Here is a 19196-nt window from a genome sequence, read left to right on the forward strand (position 1 = left end):
CGTTGACGTCAGGTAGCTTGCCCTGCCGCCTGCCGCCCCGCCGCGATTTACCCTGACAATCCGCTTACCCGCAACACCCGCCGGCCGACCGCCTCAGCCAACACCGTACTGTGCTCTCCGGCGCAACCGAGGCTGAAGGCGTGTTTAGCGCGGGTGATGCCGGTGTAGATCAGCTCACGCGTCAGGATCGGGCTTAAGGTATCCGGCAGCAGCAACGCCGTATGGGCGAATTCCGACCCCTGCGATTTATGCACCGTCATGGCGAACACCGTTTCCACCGCCGATAAGCGCCCCGGCATAACCCAGCGAATACCGGACGTACCATCCCCTGCGGGAAACGCCACCCGGCTCACCCAACTGAGGGCGCCGTCCGGCTGGCGCTGCGGCACCGCCAGCGTAATACCGATATCGCCGTTCATCAGCCGTTGGCCGTAATCGTTGCGGGTCACCATCACCGGTCGCCCCGGATACCAGCCTTGCCAGGCCGCCAGCAACCCATTGCGATGCAACAGATGGGCGATGCGCGTATTCATGTTATCGACACCCCAGGGGCCGTTGCGCAAGGCGCACAGCAGTTGGAAGCGACCGAACGCCGCCAGAATGTGCGACGCCCAGTGATCAAACTCGCTTTGCGGCGCCGTCAGATCCGGTTGCGTCGCCACCATCCGGCGCAGGTAGTCGCCGTAGCCTACCGGCGCCGCCGCACCGACCTGCGTACCGAAGCGGCCGGCGGCACCGTCGATCACCCATTCGCGCAACGTCTTGTCATCGTTCGCGCTCAGGGTTAATTGCGCCAAATCGGCAAACCCACGCTGCCAGACAGACGCCAGCGCCGCGCTATCACCGGCATTCACCGCGTCAGCCAGTTTGCCGATGCCGCTGTCCGCGCCAAAACGGTAGCTGTGGCGCAACATAACAATCGATTGATCCAGCGCGGTGCCGTACGGATCGAGCAAGTCATCGGCCGGCGCGTCTCCCGCTACCTCGCGCAGCCAGTCACAGGTCAGCGGCAGGTAGTGCCCTTGTGCGGCGCGCTGGCACAGCTCGCCCATCAACGCCCCCGCTTCAACCGACGCCAGTTGGTCTTTATCGCCCAGCAGTACCAGGCGGGAACGCGCCGGCATGGCGGCCAGCAGCGCCGCCATCATCTCCAAATCCACCATTGAGGCCTCATCCACCACCAGCACATCCAGCAGCAGCGGGTTATCGGCGTGATGACGGAAATGTCGGCTGTCCGGGCGGCTCCCGAGTAAACGGTGCAGCGTCACCACCTCACTGTTAATGTGCGCACGAATAGCATCGCCTTGCGCCAGCCCGTCCAGCGACAAACCGGCAATCGCCCCGGCGATGGACTCGTTCAGCCGCGCCGCCGCCTTGCCGGTGGGCGCCGCCAGCCGGATACGCAGCGGTTTGCCCTGCTGCTCCAGCGCCAGCGATTGCAACAGCGCCAGCAGTTTTACCACGGTGGTGGTTTTCCCGGTGCCCGGCCCGCCGGTAATGATGCTGAACGCACTGCCCGCCGCCAGCGCACAGGCCAGTTTCTGCCAGTTGGTCGCGTTACTCCCGGCGGCAGGAAACAGCGCCTCCAGCCGTCGGCGCAGCGCCGCAGGCGCAATGGCCGCGCGTAACGCCGCATTTTGCTGCAACCGCTGCATAACGGCGTGATGCACATCCTGCTCGTACTGCCAGTAGCGACGCAGATAAAGACGCGAGCCTACCAGCACCAGCGGCGTATTGCCTTCCCCCGACGATACCAGCGCCGGCTGTTGCAGCGCCGCCTGCCAGGCCGCCAGGGTCACCCCGGCCAGCACCTCCGCCGGGCGTGCTATTTTGCTGTTTTCGCTGCGATCGCCTTCCGGCGGCAACGCCAGCGAGAATCCGCTGTCGGCCAGCGTAGCGGCCAGATCGAGGCACACATGTCCGCGCCCAAGCTGATAACTGACCAGCGCCGCACCCAGCAACAATAAAGGCGACGCCTCCGGGCACTCCTGATGCAGAAAGCGCACCAGCGCCCGATCCAGCTCTCGCAGCCAGCCGCAGTCAACCCATTGGTCCAGCAACCGGGTTAATTCGTCATGACGGGTCATGTTCATGCCATCGCCTCCGTGTCGCCGCTAAACAGGCGATCCAGCGCCTCAATCAGCGATCGGTCCGGCCGCTCGGCGTATACGCCGCCGCCCGGTGCCTGACTACCACGCAGAAACAGGTACAATGCCCCGCCGACATGACGATCATAGTCGTAATCCGGCAGGCGGGACTTGAGTAAGCGGTGCAGCGCAAACAGGTACAATGCCAGTTGCAGGTCGTAACGGTGCTCCAGCATGGCGTGCGCCATCCGTAACCCGTCATAGTCAGCGGCATTCGCCCCCAGCCAGTTGGATTTGTAGTCCAGCACGTAATAGCGCCCCTGATGTTCAAACACCAAATCGATAAACCCTTTCAGCATGCCGTTAAGCTGCTCACGCATCAGTGTTGCCCGTGGCTCACCCGCCAGCGTGGCGGCCCGGACCTGATTATCCAACGCCTGGGTATCAACCTGATTGAGCGCAAACCAAAACTCCATTTCCACCTGATACTGCGTCAACCCGGCCAGCGACACCGCGCCGCCGGATGATCCCGGCAAGGTCAGCGGCTGACGGAGCAAGGCCATTAGCCAGTCGGTGAGCATCGGTATCCACGGCGTCCAGCCTTGTCGGTTACAACGCCGCGCCACCTGATCTTCCACCCGGTCGCGATCCGCCGCCAGCGCCGCAAAGCCCGTCTCCCCCGCCCACTCCAGCAAGCCATGCAGAAAGCTGCCCGGCACCGCCCCGCGTGGAAAACTGTACATATCGTAGCCGGCCGGCAACGGCGGCAGACGTTCTGCAACGTCCTGCGGTTCGCTGAAGGTTTCCTGCCGCGCACTCTGTACCTCGGCGGCCTCGTTTTCAGAAGGTTCGCGCTGCGCCTGGAATTGCCCTTCCGGCGCCCGTTGCAATCCCGAGTAACTGGTGATGCGCCAGCGATGGCGACGGATATCCGGCAACGGTGGTTCCTGACCCAGCGACGGCGACGCCTGCACAGCGCGATACCTCGCCTCATCGGTCTCCGGCAGCGGCGCTATCCGGCTGTGCGCGCCGCACCAGACCGCCAACTGTTGCGTCAGTTGTCCCGGCGCCAACGGCTCGCCGGCGCCGAGCAGGTAACCGGGCGCGCTTTTTTCGAGTTCTTTCAACGGCGCGATGCCCAGCCACAGCGCGTAGCGGGCGCGGGTCAACGCCACATAGAACTTACGCAAATCCTCGCCCAGCCGCTCATGGTCGGCACGCTGCACCGCCGCGTCGCTGGCGGTCAGCTCAAGGTGCGGCTGCCCGTCATCATCATGAAACTTCAGCGGCACATCCCGCTGGCTGACGGCGCGAAACGCACAGGCGAACGGCAAAAACACCAGCGGATATTCCAGCCCTTTGGATTTGTGAACGGTCACCACTTTTACCCGATCGGCATCGCTTTCCAGCCGTAGTTTCAGCGTGTCGCCGCCAGGGTTTTCTGCCTGACACTGCTCCGCCAGATAGCGGATCAGCGCGTGTTCGCCGTCCAGATGCACACTGGCCTGTTGCAATAACTCCGACAGGTGCAACACATCGGTCAGCGCGCGGGCATTGTCGGCAGCCAGCAACCGGCGTGGTACATCGAACTCCCACAATAGTCGCCGTAACATCGGCAGCACCCCCTGCTGTCGCCAGCAGTTCTGGTAGCCGACAAACTGCATCACCCGGCGTTCCCACTCCCGCTCGTCGTGGTTAAGACAGTCAAGCGCCTGCCAGCTCAGCCCCAGTAATGGCGTCGCCAGCGCGGCGCGCAGTAACCGATCGTTCTCCGGGTCGGCGCAAGCCGCCAGCCAACAGCGCAACTCACCGGCTTGCGGGCTGTCGAAAACCGATTCCCGATCCGACAAATACACGCTGCGCACACCGCGAGCGGACAGTTGCGCCCGCACCGCCATCGCTTCACGCCCGGTATTCACCAGCACCGCCATATCCCCCGGCCTGACCGGGCGCAGCGCCTGACCCGGCGCGGCAAAACCGGCCAGCCCCTGTACGCCGAGTTGCAACAGCCGCACTATTTCACGGGCGCAGCCCGCGGCCATCCGCTGGCGGTATTCCGCCGACGATATCGGTTCATCCGTTTCCAGCGTCCAGCAGGTCAGCGCCGCCGCCTTTGCGCCTTCCCGCATCCAGACTTCATCGCGGCCGTTGGCCTGCACTGGCAAAAACGGCACCGGATTATCGCCGTCCGGCTGTCGAAACAGAAACGCCCCCGCGCCGTCGGCGCGGTTCTCCGCCTGCATAAACACCTGGTTTACCGCATCCACCATCGCCTGCGTGGAGCGGAAGTTGGTGCCCAGCGTGTAATGTCGCCCATCGGTATCGCGGCGGGCGCGCAAATAGGTATAAATATCGGCACCGCGAAATGCATAAATCGCCTGTTTCGGGTCGCCGATCAGGATCAATCCCTGCTGCGGGTCGTTGTCCGCCACCCGATAGAGGGTATCGAAAATGCGGTATTGCAGCGGGTCGGTGTCCTGAAATTCGTCGATCATCGCCAGCGGAAACTGGCGGCGAATACGTTGCGCCAGCCGTTCGCCGTTATCGCCGCGCAACGCGGCGTCCAACCGGGTCAACAAGTCCTGAAACCCCATTTGCGCCCGGCTTTCCTGCTCGTGGTGAAAACGCTGGCTGACCCAACGGCAGGCATGTCGTAACAGCCGGCTGCGCGGTTCCGGCAATTCGCTCAACTGCTGCGCCAGCGTCTCCATTGCGGTCAATGCCGGGTGCTGCGGCGCCTCTTCCGGCACTTTCCAGCACTCTCGTAACCCTTGCGGGGTCAGCCGCGTCCAGCCGGTGCCGATATCCAGCGTCGTCTCGTCACTGGTGGCCCAGTGGTACAGTTTATCCAGCCATGCCTCGAAATAACGGGCTTGCAGCTTGCGGCCGTCCGCCTTTTTCTGCGCCACCGCATCATGCAGCACGTCGCGTAATTCGCCGCACCACTGCGGCCAGGGTGCTTTCAGCGCCGCCAGCCGGTGCGTTTTTTCGTCGCGGACCGCGCTGAAAATCTGCGCGGGCAGCTCGTCGATGCCAATCTCATCGGCATACTCCAGTAACGGCGTCACGCTGCGATAAAAGCTTTCCGGCGATAACCAGTTGTCGCGCAGTTCCAGCACATCGCGGGCATCGAGCGGGAAAAAGAACGTGCGCCAGTAATCACGCACCACCTCCAGCAGCAAGTCGCTCTGGTCGGTTTCCAGCGTCTGGTTAAACAGGCTGCCGCTGTCAAAGGCGTGTTCGCCCAACATCCGGTTGCACCAGCTGTGAATCGTGGAGACCGCCGCTTCGTCCATCCATTCGGCGGCCAGTTGCAGTTTGCGTGCGCAGCCCGGCCACTGCTCCGGCGGGTAATCGGCGCGCAGTTCATGCAGCAGCGGGTCATCTTGTTTATCGTTGCCGTCCGGCTGAAAGTAGGCGGCCGCCTGCGCCAGCCGCGCACGGATACGGTCGCGCAGCTCGCGCGTGGCGGCGTCGGTAAAGGTCACCACCAGAATCTCCGGTGGGTTGAGCGGCCGGGAAAACGCCTGCTCGCCGCCGTGCCCCAGCACCAGCCGCACATACAGCATGGCGATGGTGAAGGTTTTGCCGGTGCCGGCACTGGCTTCGATCAGGCGGCTGCCGGAAAGCGGAAAACGCAGCACATCCAGCGGGGAAGGTAACGAATGCGCCGTCATGACTGGCCTCCTGATTTTTTCTGTTTCGCCGATGCCGCTTTCAGCGTCAGGTACAGCGGCGCCAGCAACTGCTGTGTCCAGCGGGCAAACTCGCCGTCGGCCCACAGGTGTTCGAACGTCGGGAAAGCCCGCGCCAGATAAGGGTTAGACGCCGACTCGGCAAACTTGCGGTTGTCCGGGTCATGATCCTCATAGCACTGGCGCGCCGCTTTGCCTGCCTCGCCGTCCGGCGGCTGATCCGGCTCACCGCCCGCCTCCAGCCAGCAAAATCCGGTTTTCACCGCCAGCGGCAGCGGGTAACGCATACCTGCCTGCCAGGCCTCCATCAACGCCTGCCAGTATGCCGTCGCCTGTTGCGGCGCCAGCGCCGGCAGGTGAACAGTACCATTTTTGCTGACCAACGTACTGTGCAGCGGCAGCCCGTCGAGGTGCCCGGCCAGGTGCGTCACCCAGAACGGCAACAGCTTGTCGAGTCGGTAACTGCGGCGCACAGGGTGAAGCAATCCGCCGCTTTCCAGCACCAGACGGCAGCGGTTACCCTGCTCATCGGCGCGTAGCTCGTTCAGCCAGTCTTCCAGTGGTAAATCGGGCGGCGACAGCGCTTCGTCAGGCAATGATCGCGGCCATTTTTCCTGCTCCTGCGCGTAACGGGTGAACAGATCCGCCATCGGTTCCGCCAACGCCTGCGCCAACACCGAGGTAAAGCCGCCGGGCGCCAGTTCGCCGCGTCGGGCGATGCGATCCAGTTGCGCCGCCAGCGCCTGCTCTCGGGGAATCTGCCGATTCAACGCCGCTTTCTGTTCCTGAATCAGCTCATGTTGCAGCCGCCAGTTTTCCAGCGCGTCAATGGCAAACGGCTCCTGATCCTGGCTGGTGGGGTCTTCCAACTCGAACCAGACATTGAGCCGCAACCGGAAAAAGCTGCGCACCGGGTCACGGATAAAATCCGCCAGTTGGCGCAGCGTCAGCACGCCATCCTGCTGATACTCGCTCAGCGCGGCTTCCGTCGCCGGAGCATCCTGCGCCACCAATCCGGCGCGCCATTCGCGGGCATAGCTGAACAACGGGCTGTCGGCGATAAAATAATCCGCACTGAATGGCTGCAACCGGTGTTCCACCGTCAAGGCGGGCAACACGTCCTGCCCGTCGACGGCTCGCCAGCCATTGCTCAGATGGTCACGTAATTGCGCCACCAGCACCGAGGGCGGACGTTCGCTGTTGTCGTGGATGCTGCGCCCCACCCAACTGATGTAGAACTGATCACGCGCCGACAGTAGCGCCTCCAGAAACAGATAACGATCGTCTTCGCGACGGGAACGGTCGCCGGGGCGATAGTCCTGCCCCATCAGGTCGAAATCCAGCGGCACCCGGTTGCGGGGATAATCGCCATCGTTCATGCCCAGCAGGCAGACGTGGCGAAACGGAATCGCGCGCATCGGCATCAGCGTAGCGAAAATGACGGTGCCGGCAAAAAACGGTTGCGTCAGGCTGGATTGTTCGAATAATCCCAGCCAGTGCTCCCGTACCACCGACAGCGGCAGTGCCTGATCCAGCGCTACCGACTCGCACGCCTCCAGCCAGCTCTGCAACCCGTCGTCCAGTTGCAGCAGCATAAAGCCGTCTTCCCCCTCATCCGCTGCAAAGAACGTGCTTAGCAATGCCCGCAACCGCTCGCCCCATTGCGACGGCGTCGCCGGCTGGCAAAGCTGTTGCCAGCCAGAGTCCAACCGGTCGAGCAGCAGCGCCAGTTGGCCGGCCAGCACCGCATCCAACCCGCCGACTTCATCCAGCGGCTCGATATCTCGCCAGGCGCTGCCGGCGCCCACCGCGTACCCCAACAACATGCGGCGCAGCCCGAAAAACCAGCTGTTCTGTTCCGGCGCATCAGGCAAGTCGAGGCTTTGACGTTGGCGGGCGTGTAGCCCCCAGCGCACGTTGGCGGCCCGGATCCAGCGTTGCAGCAACGGCAGGTGCTCGTCGTCGATGGCAAAACGCCGACGTACCGCCGGTACGTCCAGCAAATCCAGCACATCGCTGACCGCCACGCGCGATTGCGGCAGATGTAGCAGTTTTTCCAGCGCCGCCAGCAACAGGTTATTCTGGCGCGGCCCGCGATCCGCCACACTGAACGGGATGTAGCGCGGGTCCTGCCGGTCGACCAGCCCGAACACCGCCTGAATATGCGGCGCATAGCCGTTGATGTCCGGCACCATCACGATCACATCGCGCGGGCGCAACGTCGGGTCGGCGGCAAACGCCGCCAGCAGTTGGTCATGCAGCACTTCCACTTCACGCTGCGGGCTGTGCGCCAGATGAAAACGGATCGAACGATCACGCTGCGGATCGACGGCGGGCCAGCGCGCGCCGCTTTCCGCCAGCGGGCGCAACTCCAGGATATCGTCCTGTAACTGATGCAGCAGGCTGTCGTTGTCGTTGCTGAAAAACAGGTCGCTACGCTCAATCAATGAGGCGTAATGCTCGCGCTGGTCGTATTCATCCAACAACCCGATGTAATCGCGCCCTTGTTTACCCCACGCCGCCAGCAACGGGTGGGCGTGTTGATGCAATTCTTCCAGTGCAAGGACATCCGGCATACCGGGTTTGCGCCGCTGACGGGCGCGCTCGGCGCGCAGCAGATCCTTATCGGCGATAATATCGCCCCAGTAATGCCGGCACGGGTTATGCACACACATGAACACCTGAGTCCAACGCCCGATGGCCGCCAGCAGTTCCAGCGCCTGTTGCGACAACGACGAAATACCGAACACGACAACACGCGAAGGTAAACCGGCCGGACGTTCGCTATCGCCCCGCCGTTTTAGCTCATCCAGAAAGCGCTGGTGCAGCGCCGCACGGCTGGTGCCGGATAGTGCCTCGCCGATATCCGCCAGCAATGCCCGCCACAGCAACGGCTGCCAGCGCTGCTCTTCCGGCAGCGTCTCCTCGCCGCGTCGGTGGCTGGTCAGCACGTCACGCCCGGCGGTCCAGTCGGCCAGCCAGTCGGCGCGATATACCTGATATTGGTCGAACAGGTCGGCCAGCCGCTCGGCCAGTTGGTAATGTTTACGCAGATCGGTGTCCTGATGCAGAAAGCGCGCCAGCGCGGCAAATTCCGGCTGCGTGAGCAGATCAGGTAACAGGCGCAACAGCCGCCACACCAACAAGGATTTATCGAACGGCGAGGTTTCCGGCACCTGATCGTGACCCAGCACCGAACGGTAGGCCTGCCAGAAAAAACGCGACGGTAACTGGATGTCCAGCGCCGCCGCCACACCGCATCCGCCTTCGCGGGGATCGCGCGCCAGCGCCAGCTTCAGCCACTGCCCGATGCCGTTGCTCTGTACCAGAATCAGCTCGTTTTCCAGCCCGTCCAGTGGATTGGACGCCATCCACGACACCAGCACGTCGCGCAGATCTTCAGGATGGTTGCCGTGGATCGCCATCAAACCGGGGTTTAACCTGTTTTCGCTCATCGATATCTCTGCTCGTTGCCGCAACGGTGTACCGAATTTCGGTACAGTCAGCAAATATCTTAGCATTCAAGAGGATTCGGTGGGCATGTGCCGATGCAGAATGGCGGGTTGTCTGGCGGTTATTTTCACTGGCATCACGCCAGCGCGCGTAAAAAACGCACAAGCGACAGGTTTTTTACCCCATCGCACAGTGCGTTGTTGAAACCGGTGGAGCCGTTACGTCAACAGCCCGACTCAGGCGGCGTTGACTTCCGTCAGCGTCTGCTCGATAAATGAACGTGTTTCCGCTACCTGCCGAATATAACCATTGAGCAGTGCGCTAAAGCCCGGTTCATCCAGCTTATCCAGCGGATACTGACTGCACAGGCGCAGATTGTCGAACTCATCCAGCGCCAGCCAGCACCCGCGCATCGCCGCCATCTCGAAATTGAGCAACAGCATCAGCCGATAGATGGCAACACGGTCTTCCCCTTTCAGGTTGACCAACTGGCAGTGCAGCAACAGATTGTCACTCTGCGCCGGCACTTCAATCACCGCCGCCTCTTGCCCGTCGGCGCCGTTCAGGACACAGATACCGTTATTCAGCGTCAGGCGGGTTTTGTTGAACTGGCTGAAATGTTGCAGCAAGCGTGCCGCCTGTTGTTGTGCTGATGTCATGGTTTTACTCCTTTAATGAATCGATAAATATTCGTCGTTCCGTTTCCACATATACCGTTGCTTTATCAGGATTTATCAAGCGTCATGCCATGCTGATGCATCTGATTGACCGCCTGAGATACCCCTGGGTCAGCCTTGGCGATAGCCCCTTCCAGGCTAAAGCTGCTCGGGCTATCCTGGTTCTGACCGTAGCTGAAATTAATCTTGCCCAGCAGTTTGGTCATGCTGACGTCCGCACTGCTGCCTGCGCTGACAATCGGCAGCGGGAACGCCAGACCTTCCTTGTTTTTCACCGTCTGGGTGAAATCGACTGACTTAATACGCAGGTTGTTGCTGTCACGGAAGATCGCCGCGATGTCATCCTTACCCATCGTGTTGTTTTGAATACCTTGTTCGACTTTCGCCTTCACCTCATCTTTCAGTTCCAGGCTGACGCCGGCGGTGGCGTTGGTCAGCGACTGCATTTTTTGCACCACCGCTTTCAGCGCCGGGTTTTCCTCCATGAAGCCGTGAATACGCTCGGCGTTGGTCGGCGGCAGGTTATCGCTGACCAGCTTGCGCAACGCATGGAAAATACCGTTGCTGTCCAGTTTGGACAGGTTGGCGTAACTGGTGCTGTAGCTGGCGCTATCCAGCGTCACCCCCTGTTTTTCCGCGGCTTCATGCTGCCGGCTTTTGCTCTGCAAGCCTTGAATCGCACCGTACTGCCCATCGCCCGCCGGGGTTTTGGCCTCAAAATGCTTATTGAGGATCGCCAGTTTTTCTCCGTTATCCGTCAGGTCTTTCACCCCTTTCAGCACCTGTTTCGTTTCCGGGTCGGTAAAGTTGTTCCCCAGCGAGGTAATCAGGCTGTCCATGTCCTTCGCTTGCAGCGGTTGCGCCGGTTTGAGCTGCATACTGATGCTGTGGTTGGTTTTGGTATCCACCGTCATGGTGACGGACGCGTTGCTTGATAGCGGCGCCGTCCACGAGCCGTTCGGGTCAGGCTTGGTGATACCGGCGAACCCCGTGGCGTTCGCCCCCACGTTGACCTGGTTCATGAAGCGCACCCGGTTATTGGTGGTGGCGTTCTGCTCGGTAAACTCGCCGCGCACCGTGCTGTGCTCGTGGCTGGCGGACATCAGGTTCGCCCCGGCGCCCACCCCGACGGAAAGTCGGCCTGCGGAGGTCGCTACTTTGCCTCTTTGCTCCGCGCTGGGGTTGTTCCTCAGGTTCATGCCTGCGCGGGCATCGGCCGTCAGTGCGGCATCCACATCAAATTTAACGGAAAACCCTTCTTTCACCCGGTGGTCATTGCCCTTGGTGACCAGCTCCAGCGGGTTAACCTTGCCATCGATCAGTTTGTCGATGAAACCGGGCAACTCTTTTTCACTCAGCGTGAATTTCAGGCCGTTCTGCTGCACGGTGCCCAATCCGGCGGTGACGCTGCCGCCAAAGCGCACGTCCAACGCCAGCGTGTGTTTTTTATCGTCGAAATTAAAATTTTTCTTGGCATCATTCGGCGACTGGCCGGTCGCCACCCCGACTCTGGCGTTCAGCCCGCCGTTGCGCCCAAAGTTAACGTCAATACCGTTATCGCTGCGGCTAAAACTTAAACTGTAACTTCGGTCACCGGTTACGCCGCCGCTGGGAATAATCGGGAGCGAGGTGGCGTGGATCAGTACACTGGCTTTGGCAGGCACATAGGCCGTGCTGGCACCGGCATTGTAGTTACGGTTGACGGACAGGCTTTCACCGTTATCCAACGACAAGACGGTGTCTTTCAGTTTCTTCGTCAGTTCGGTTTTATCTTCAGCATCCAGTGACTTCTGAGAAGTCAGACTCACCGAACTACGGTCATTGCCAAACGCCTCGGCAAAGGTTTTTACCGCATCATAATCGGCCTCCAGTGCACCGAAACGGGTAAAGCCCATATCGGTGACCTTTTTCACGTCGTTGCCGCCGTATTGATGATCACGCAGTTCACTTAACGCCGCCTGAATCGGTTTGAGATCATCGGCGGTGGGTTGTTTGCCGGATAACGCTTCCAGCTTGTCGACGATGCCGTGCAAGCTGCTTGCGGTCATCACATCCAGCGCCAGGCGGGATTTGGTCAACGCCATCGCATCCCCCAAATCACGATGTGGCCCAGCAGCTACCTTGTCGCTCTGGTAGCTCATGTCGACTTTCTTATCCACAAAGGTATTCAGCAACTCACCGGCCTTGCTGTCTTTGGATAACGGTGCGGCGTTCATTATCGTCGACAACGCCACGCTCAGATCTTTACCCGATCGCTTCTCATTGATGGATTGCGTAACGGCTTTAAAGACCGACGGTTTGAATTTTTCATTCACCTCGCCGTTGCTCTGCAACACGCCCTGATGCTTACCCAACATCGTGGCGGATTTAGCCGCACTCATTTCCAGATCGTTCTGGAATGATTTCAATTCAGCCAATAACGGTTTGCCGGCCTCGCCCAGATCGAGTTTGTCCATCCGGGTTTGCAGGTCGTCCCGTTTGGCGCTCCAGGTATGGGAAGAGACCGACTGTTCCAGTTTTTTGAACATGCTCGCTTGGGTGTCATAAAGCGGTGACAACCCTTCGCGCCCTTTCATGTGGTGCTGGGCGGCGTCAATCGGCTTTCTCACCATCTCTTTTACGGTTTCTTTGACGTAAGCACCGAGGAAGTCTCCAAGGTTGCTGTTCAGTTTGCTGCCTTCCATACCGGAGCGCCCCAGCACCTGCGACTCGACTTTACCGGTGAGATTCGTTAACGGAATATGAACCGCCTTGGTGGCGCCAGCCAGACGGTCATAGGTGATTTCAGCCGCACGAGGTTGCGGTCTGGCGAGCTGTGTATCCGGCACCGTGGTTTTCCAGCCGTTCCTGGTCAACTGGTGCTGCTGGTGACCGTCTTCAGAGATCGCTGGCTCATGATTTTTGGTGGTGGACAAGTGTTCCGCTTTGACATTATCCGGCAAGGAGACCGGTTGCCACTGGGCGCCGGCACGCGCTTCGGCGTTACCCTGTAACGCCTGCTTATCCAGCTTGAACAGCTGTCCTTCCTTGTTAAGCGCAAACAGGTTTTGATCTTTATCCAACGCCAGATCTTTTACCTCGCCGCTCAACCCGGCGGTCGGTAACGGCTGAGGCGGCATCGCCGCCCGCGCCAGGCCGGGCTTATTAAGGTGCAACAGCAGTTCACCTTTATCATTGGCGGTAACGAACTTGTTGCCATCCACCACCGCCAACGCGGTTGTACCACTGTTTTTCTCCGGCCCCGGCAAAGGGTCGCCCGCCGACGGCGAATTGCGCCCCTGCGTGACGGCAAACACGTTGCTATCGCCGTGAGTGACGCTGTCGGCCTTTTGGTTGATGGACAGCTTCTTCACTTGCCCCTCATCCAGCACATACGCCTGATTATCCAGCCCGCGTTTCAACTGGCTGGCGCCCACATCGGTTTTGGTCCAGCTCTGGGTGGTGCTGTCGAGGTAGTGTACTTTATCGTCGTGCAGCGCCATGGTGCCGAGTCGCCCCATGTCCATGACATCATGGGGCTGCGGCCGCACCGCATTCAGCCCGGTCTTGTTATCAACCACCAGTGCGTCGCTCAGGTTCCAGCCCGGTTTGAACCCTTCGGTTTCTCCCGGTTTGCTGCCATCCGCCAGCGGCGCCAGATGTTTTTGTCCGGTGGCATCGCTGACCTGCGCATGCATAGTGCCGCCATCGCCCGCGACAAACCCTTGAACCTTGTGTTCAGCACCAAACGCGGCATTCAGCGCCGGGCTGTGATACGGTTCCAGCTTCACGGTATTGTCGCCGTCCGAGGGCAACTTCCCGGCAAACACCTTGCCTTCGTCATCGGCGACAAACAGCCGGTCGCCATCCAGCCCAACAGCCTTGGCGTTGACCTGCTCACTACCGCGCGCCAACGCGACATTGCCGTCAAGCTTCAGGTTGAGCGTTTTATGTTCGTCTGCCGGGGCGTCGGCTTTCGGCAACAGATGAATCTGCGCGGTGTGGTCAGCGTTTTCCGTCAATACCGCCACGTTGCCCTGCGCGTTGGCCGAAAACGATTTAATTTTGTCTTCAAACGGAACCGAGTCGTGCCCCGCCGACAGGTTAGCCAGCGTCTTATCGTCTTTCACGGCATACAGCTTGCCATCCGCCTGCCCGGCTAGCTGGCTGTGTGGGGTATCGCTCTTCTTCTCCCACACCTGGTCGGCATTCAGGCTATAAAGCGCTTTGTCATGAATCCTCAATTTTTCATTGCCGTGCAATGGGTCGGTATGCACCCCGGTCAACTGCGCCTGCGCAGCCTGGCCCGGCGGCGGCAGGTTGATAGTGTTGACGCCGCTACGATTGACGATCGACGCACTCACATGGGTGTCGTCCATCGCCAGCGTATAACTGGCCTTATTCTTGCCCGACAGCGCCTCAGCGGCTTTATTCGCCTGCGTAGGGGTACTGGAGTGCAGCGCCACCAGACTGTCGCCGGACTGTTGCAGGCTGAACAGGCGACCGCTCTTGTCCATGAGTACATGCTGACCGCCGTCTTCGGCGGCCTGATGCGCCACATACGGCTGACTGTTCTTGCCTAATGTCTGCGACAACAGCGTTTTCAGGTGATCGGACACCCCATTGCCCAACGTAAGCTGACCCTTTTTATCCAGCGACACCAAATCTTTCGCCGGTTCGGACGACAGCGCACGTTCGACAGCCGACTGCATGTCCTTCAGATTGGGGGAACGACCAATCTGCGCGCCTTCGTTTTGGGGCAACGAGGGCTGCTGGCTGATCGGCGTCATTCCGGCGTGCATACCTTCCCGTTGCAGCGAAGCGGAAGCGGACTGTCCGGGTACCGATGTGCTGCCCTGCGTCAGCGCATGGCTGACCTGGGGGGCCGTGTTTTGTCTATCCGACAGCGACTGCTGTCGCTGAATATGATTCATGCCCAACATTGGCTTTCTCCCGTGTGCTGGATTACTGGATTGAACTTGGGGTGATGTCTGTGTTGAGTGGACTGACGTCGTCGCCGGTTCCCTTCTTCCAACGCCCTATTACTTTCAGAACAAACCACGGCGGCACGGAACCGCCGTCACGCAATTGCTCACTCAGCAAACAGCAGGCATTTGCCGTGCTGACACTCGCACGTTTTCGATAACGGGCACCCACATCCTGATGAAATGAAAAGAGGCGAACTATGGCTGATATCAACATCACGCTCAGTATTCCCAGCGCCGGCCTGAATGGCGGACTGGGAGGCGTTGGCGGCGCAGACAATCTGAATAACGGTCTGGGCAATAATGGACTTTCCGGCAAGAAATCAACCGCGCAGGAAAACCAGCTACTGGAAGCATTGGCGGTAGTTTTGACCGCACTGCTGCCCAATCTGCTGAACAACAACGGCGGTCAGGGCGGCGACAATAACCCGTTGGGGCGCACTACCGACGCCCTCGGCGGCGGCGGAATGGGCAATACACCGGGCGCAGGCCAAAGCAACGGTGCCGGAAACGGGTTGGGCGATGGCGCCGGTAGCGGCGTGAGTAATGGTCTGAGCGGCGGTTTGGGCGATGGGCTCGGCGGTGCCGGCGGCGGTCAGGGCCAGAACGGTCTGACCGACATTCTGACCAAGTTGCTGGATCTGTTGATACCGAAAGACGGCGCGCAGGGCGGCCAGGGGTTGCAAAGCAACGGACTGGACGGTGCGGGCGGCGGCGCGTCCGGTGCACAGGGTACGGGCGGAGCGGGTGGGGCTGGCGGGGCGGGAGGAGCCGGCGGGCTTGAGGATCTCAGTAAATCGCTGTTGCAGGATACCGGCGAAAGCAGTCTCGGCAATGGGATATCCCCAACGCAGGACGGCGGCGGCCAGATTAGCGATAACCCGTTGCTGAAAATCCTGCTGGCGCTGGTGGCGTTGCTGATGGAAAGCCAGAAAAACCAGTTCGGCCAGCCGCAGGGCGGCTCCGGCGGTGGCAATGGCTCCGGTGGTGCGGCACCGATTTCCGGCGGCGCACCCAGTACAGGCAACGCCGCCGGCACGCCTTCCGCTGGTGGTGCTGCCCCCGTTCTCAGCGGAGCAGCACCTGAAATCGGCGGCGTCACGCCGGCCGGAGCCAGTAATAACGCCGGCGAACTGGCTGACGGCAAAGGGCAACCAAGCGCGGGCGGCAATCAGCTCGGCCTGACGCCCGCACTGGATGCCGTTGGCGCCGATACCGGGAAAGCTACGGTTTAATCGTCTTATGCGCCTGATTGTTATCCCCTTCGTGGAACTTATCAGGCGCTTTTTTCACTTATTAGGTGGCAGGCAGGGGTCTGCCTGTTTCGGGAACGGCATCTCATCTTTGGGTAAAGAGGCAAATTATGGCTGACATCAGTATCACACTCAGTATCCCCAACTCAGGCCTGCAAGGCGGGCTGGGCGGTTTAGGCGGCGCGGACAGTACCGGCAACAGCGGGCTGGGCAATAACGGGCTTTCCGGCAATAAATCCTCTTCGCAGGACACCAAATTACTGGAAGCACTGGCGGTCGTTCTGACCGCTCTGCTGGGTAACAACGGCGGCGCACAAGGCAGCGGCAATAATCCGCTGGAACGCAGCAACGGCGCACTCGGCGGCGATAATGGCGCCGGTAGCGCCGGTGGCGCACAAGGTGGTGGTTTAGGCAACAGTCAGGGGCTGGGTGGCGGACAGGGGCTGGGTGGCGGACAGGGCCAGAATGGCCTGGGCGACCTGCTCACCAAATTGCTGGATATACTGATGCCGAAAGATGGGTCGCAGGGCGGTCAGGGTCTGCAAGGCAACGGTGGCATGGGCGGTAACGGCGGCGTAGGCGGCAACGGCGGGCTTTCCGGCGCGCAGGGAGCCGGTGGCGCCCAGGGGGCTGGTGGCACCTCCGGCCTGGAAGATCTCAGCAAATCATTGTTGCAGGATACCGGTGAAAGCGCGCTCAGCAATGGCATCTCCCCGACACAAGATGGCGGCGGCCAGATCGGTGACAACCCGCTGCTGAAAATTCTGCTGGCGCTGGTCGCGATGCTGATGGAAAACCAGAAAAATCAGTTTGGTCAACCGCAGGACGGCGCAGGCAATAATAGCGGCGGCGGCAGCGCGACGCCTTCTGTGGGCGGTGGTGCCGGCGGCAGCGCGACGCCTTCTGTGGGCGGTGGTGCCGGTGGCGGCGCAGCGCCTTCTGTAGGCGGTGGTGCCGGTGGCGGCGCAGCGCCTTCTGTAGGCGGTGGTGCCGGTGGCGGCGCGGCGCCTTCGGTGGGCGGCAGCAATGCAACGGGCGCAACCGGTGATAGCGGCACGGCATCAACCGGCAGCGCGGGTAAGTCTGGCCCGGTATCCTTCCCCACGGCGGATAATGCCAATGCCATTGTAGTCAATGAACCGATCAAAGTCGGACCGGGTGAAGTCTTTGACGGTAAAGGCAAAACCTACGTTGCCGGCCCGGCATTAGGTGACGGCGGCCAGAAAGAAGGACAAAAACCGCTGTTTGAAGTGGCCGACGGCGGTTCCGTCAAGAACGTGACTTTCGGCAATAACGCGGCTGATGGTATCCATCTGCACGGCGATGCCAAAATCGATAACGTACACTGGACTAACGTCGGTGAAGATGCATTGACGGTGAAGAGCAACAACGGTAAACCGGCTAACGTCTCTATCACCAACAGCAGCGCCCAGGGTGCTTCCGACAAAATATTCCAGTTGAATGCGGATGCCAACTTCAACGTCGATAACTTCAAGGCGAAAGACTTCGGGACCTTCGTCCGTACCAACGGCGGCCAGCAGGGTAACTGGAATCTCAACCTGAGCAACATCGATGCGCAGAACGGTAAGTTCTCGTTTGTGAAAAGTGACAGTGAAGGGCTGAACGTGAAAGTTAACAATGCCAACCTGGATAACGTTAACAATCACTACAAAGTTCCTAAATCCACCAACCTGCAAGTAAGCTGACGGGGAGCGCACCATGACCGAGCATGATACCGATACCCCTACCCGCTGGACCGATCTGGTCGACCGGGGCGGGTACATTACGCCGGCACAGCGTCAGGCGTTTGAGCAGGCCATCCAGATGGTGACCCGGCGTCTCAATCTGGTGCTGAGCCAGAAAGAGCTGCCGCGCAGCGGCCGGTTTGACTTCGATACCTTTGTCGACTCGCTGGAAGCCGACTTTTTGAAAAGCGTCGATACGTCACTGGACCCGGAAATGAACAGCGACGTGGGGCAAACCGCGTTTTGGGTGATTCGCCAGATAGCCGACCACCTGATCGCCCTGCAGCAACAACGCAATGCGTTATGATTCACCTATGCATTGACTTTACACGCCAGCGCCAAGCGCTGGCTTTTTTATGCCTGCACCGCCCATGGCCCGTTTCACCTTGTGACGCCACATCCGCAACACGTAGAATCGCCCATTCGGCCAACCTCACGCGGTTGAGCCACCGCGTTTCCATCGCAACCAGACCATTCAGGAGGTCATCATTATGGATTCAGGACAACGCGCATTGATCATCGGTGCCTCTCGCGGGCTGGGATTGGGCATGGCTACGGCACTGCACCAGCAAGACTGGAAGGTGACCGCCACCCGTCGTGCCCCTTCCGCCGCCACCGATAGCCTGCCGATACGTTGGCTGGCGTTAGATATCAATGACGCCGCCCAACGCGCCGCGTTGGGTCAGTCGCTGGCACAAGAGCGTTTTGATCTGGTGTTGATTAATGCGGGGGTGTATGGACCGGAACAGCAAGATCCGACGGCGATCGACCCAGAGCAATTGATGCCGCTGTTTATCACCAACACGCTGGCGCCGATCGCGCTGGCCTCGGCGCTGCGGCCTTGTCTGGCTCAGCACGCTACACTCGCGTTCATGACCTCGCGGCTAGGCAGCCTGACGGAAAATCCCCACGCGGAACTGCCCTTCTATGCCGCCAGCAAGGCAGCGCTGAACATGCTGACACGCAGCCTGAGCGATGCCGTATCCGACCGGCAGGTAACGCTGTTGTCATTGCATCCCGGTTGGGTACAGACTGATCTCGGCGGCGGCAACGCACCGCTGACGGTGGAAACCAGCGTCAGCGGCCTGCTGCAACAAATCGCACGTTATCAGGGTAAGGGCGGACACTACTTCGTCGACTACGCCGGTAACCGGCTGGCGTGGTGATACCACCCGTTATATACCCGTCATACTTCAAGTTGCAGGTGTGTTGGCTGCGTGACTCGGCCCATCAATGGGCCTCGCCCTTCGGGCCGCTGCAAGCAGCGTTCAAATCTGCTCCCGGCAGATTTGTCGCTCACCCGAATCACTTACCTGAGTAAG

The 19196-nt window shown here is 60.6% G+C and carries 9 protein-coding genes; 4 read left to right on the forward strand and 5 right to left on the reverse strand.

Translation table 11 applies throughout. The features are described from left to right. Positions 1-47: 47 nt before the first annotated feature. The 5 genes from recD to DCH402_RS10595 form a co-directional block, all read right to left on the reverse strand. Positions 48-2093: an exodeoxyribonuclease V subunit alpha gene (gene recD, locus DCH402_RS10575; protein ID WP_040001056.1), complete on the reverse strand. Its 2046-nt coding sequence runs from the start codon at positions 2091-2093 to the stop codon at positions 48-50. Further along, positions 2090-5764: an exodeoxyribonuclease V subunit beta gene (gene recB / locus DCH402_RS10580; RefSeq protein WP_040001057.1), complete on the reverse strand. Its 3675-nt coding sequence runs from the start codon at positions 5762-5764 to the stop codon at positions 2090-2092. Before recB ends, recD begins: the two co-directional genes overlap by 4 nt. Continuing rightward, complete coding sequence (recC, locus tag DCH402_RS10585) at positions 5761-9237, reverse strand: exodeoxyribonuclease V subunit gamma (RefSeq protein ID WP_040001058.1); 3477 nt, start codon at positions 9235-9237, stop codon at positions 5761-5763. The genes recB and recC overlap by 4 nt, the downstream gene beginning before the upstream one ends. Positions 9238-9471: 234 nt before the next feature. Further along, on the reverse strand, positions 9472-9894 hold the full coding sequence (locus tag DCH402_RS10590; protein ID WP_040001059.1) for a type III secretion system chaperone: 423 nt from the start codon (positions 9892-9894) through the stop codon (positions 9472-9474). Between the two features lie 65 nt (positions 9895-9959). After that, the gene (locus DCH402_RS10595) at positions 9960-14834 is read right to left on the reverse strand and encodes an AvrE-family type 3 secretion system effector (RefSeq protein ID WP_040001060.1); all 4875 of its coding nucleotides are present in this window, start codon (positions 14832-14834) and stop codon (positions 9960-9962) included. Positions 14835-15076: 242 nt separating this feature from the next. On the opposite strand from DCH402_RS10595, the gene DCH402_RS10600 reads away from it, so the two are divergent. The 4 genes from DCH402_RS10600 (at position 15077) to DCH402_RS10615 (ending at position 19040) form a co-directional block, all read left to right on the forward strand. Beyond that, entirely contained in the window at positions 15077-16111 is a 1035-nt protein-coding gene (locus DCH402_RS10600) for a hypothetical protein (RefSeq protein ID WP_040001061.1), read from the forward strand. Between the two features lie 128 nt (positions 16112-16239). After that, positions 16240-17835 carry a pectate lyase gene (locus tag DCH402_RS10605; protein WP_040001062.1) on the forward strand — a complete coding sequence of 532 codons (1596 nt, stop codon included), beginning with the start codon at positions 16240-16242 and terminating at the stop codon, positions 17833-17835. A 13-nt stretch (positions 17836-17848) separates the two neighbouring features. After that, on the forward strand, positions 17849-18181 hold the full coding sequence (locus DCH402_RS10610; protein WP_012769731.1) for a hypothetical protein: 333 nt from the start codon (positions 17849-17851) through the stop codon (positions 18179-18181). Positions 18182-18365: 184 nt separating this feature from the next. Further along, the gene (locus DCH402_RS10615) at positions 18366-19040 is read left to right on the forward strand and encodes an SDR family oxidoreductase (RefSeq protein WP_040001063.1); all 675 of its coding nucleotides are present in this window, start codon (positions 18366-18368) and stop codon (positions 19038-19040) included. Positions 19041-19196: the final 156 nt, after the last annotated feature.

It is taken from the genome of Dickeya chrysanthemi NCPPB 402 (genome assembly GCF_000406105.1).
In the GTDB taxonomy this organism is placed as follows: Bacteria; Pseudomonadota; Gammaproteobacteria; order Enterobacterales; family Enterobacteriaceae; genus Dickeya; species Dickeya chrysanthemi.

Coding starts and splice junctions, on each gene's coding strand:
- DCH402_RS10600 (WP_040001061.1), top strand. CDS start 15,077: ATGGCTGATATCAACATCACGCTCAGTATTCCCAGCGCCGGCCTGAAT.
- DCH402_RS10590 (WP_040001059.1), bottom strand. CDS start 9,894: ATGACATCAGCACAACAACAGGCGGCACGCTTGCTGCAACATTTCAGC.
- recD (WP_040001056.1), bottom strand. CDS start 2,093: ATGAACATGACCCGTCATGACGAATTAACCCGGTTGCTGGACCAATGG.
- DCH402_RS10595 (WP_040001060.1), bottom strand. CDS start 14,834: ATGTTGGGCATGAATCATATTCAGCGACAGCAGTCGCTGTCGGATAGA.
- DCH402_RS10605 (WP_040001062.1), top strand. CDS start 16,240: ATGGCTGACATCAGTATCACACTCAGTATCCCCAACTCAGGCCTGCAA.
- recC (WP_040001058.1), bottom strand. CDS start 9,237: ATGAGCGAAAACAGGTTAAACCCCGGTTTGATGGCGATCCACGGCAAC.
- recB (WP_040001057.1), bottom strand. CDS start 5,764: ATGACGGCGCATTCGTTACCTTCCCCGCTGGATGTGCTGCGTTTTCCG.
- DCH402_RS10615 (WP_040001063.1), top strand. CDS start 18,366: ATGGATTCAGGACAACGCGCATTGATCATCGGTGCCTCTCGCGGGCTG.
- DCH402_RS10610 (WP_012769731.1), top strand. CDS start 17,849: ATGACCGAGCATGATACCGATACCCCTACCCGCTGGACCGATCTGGTC.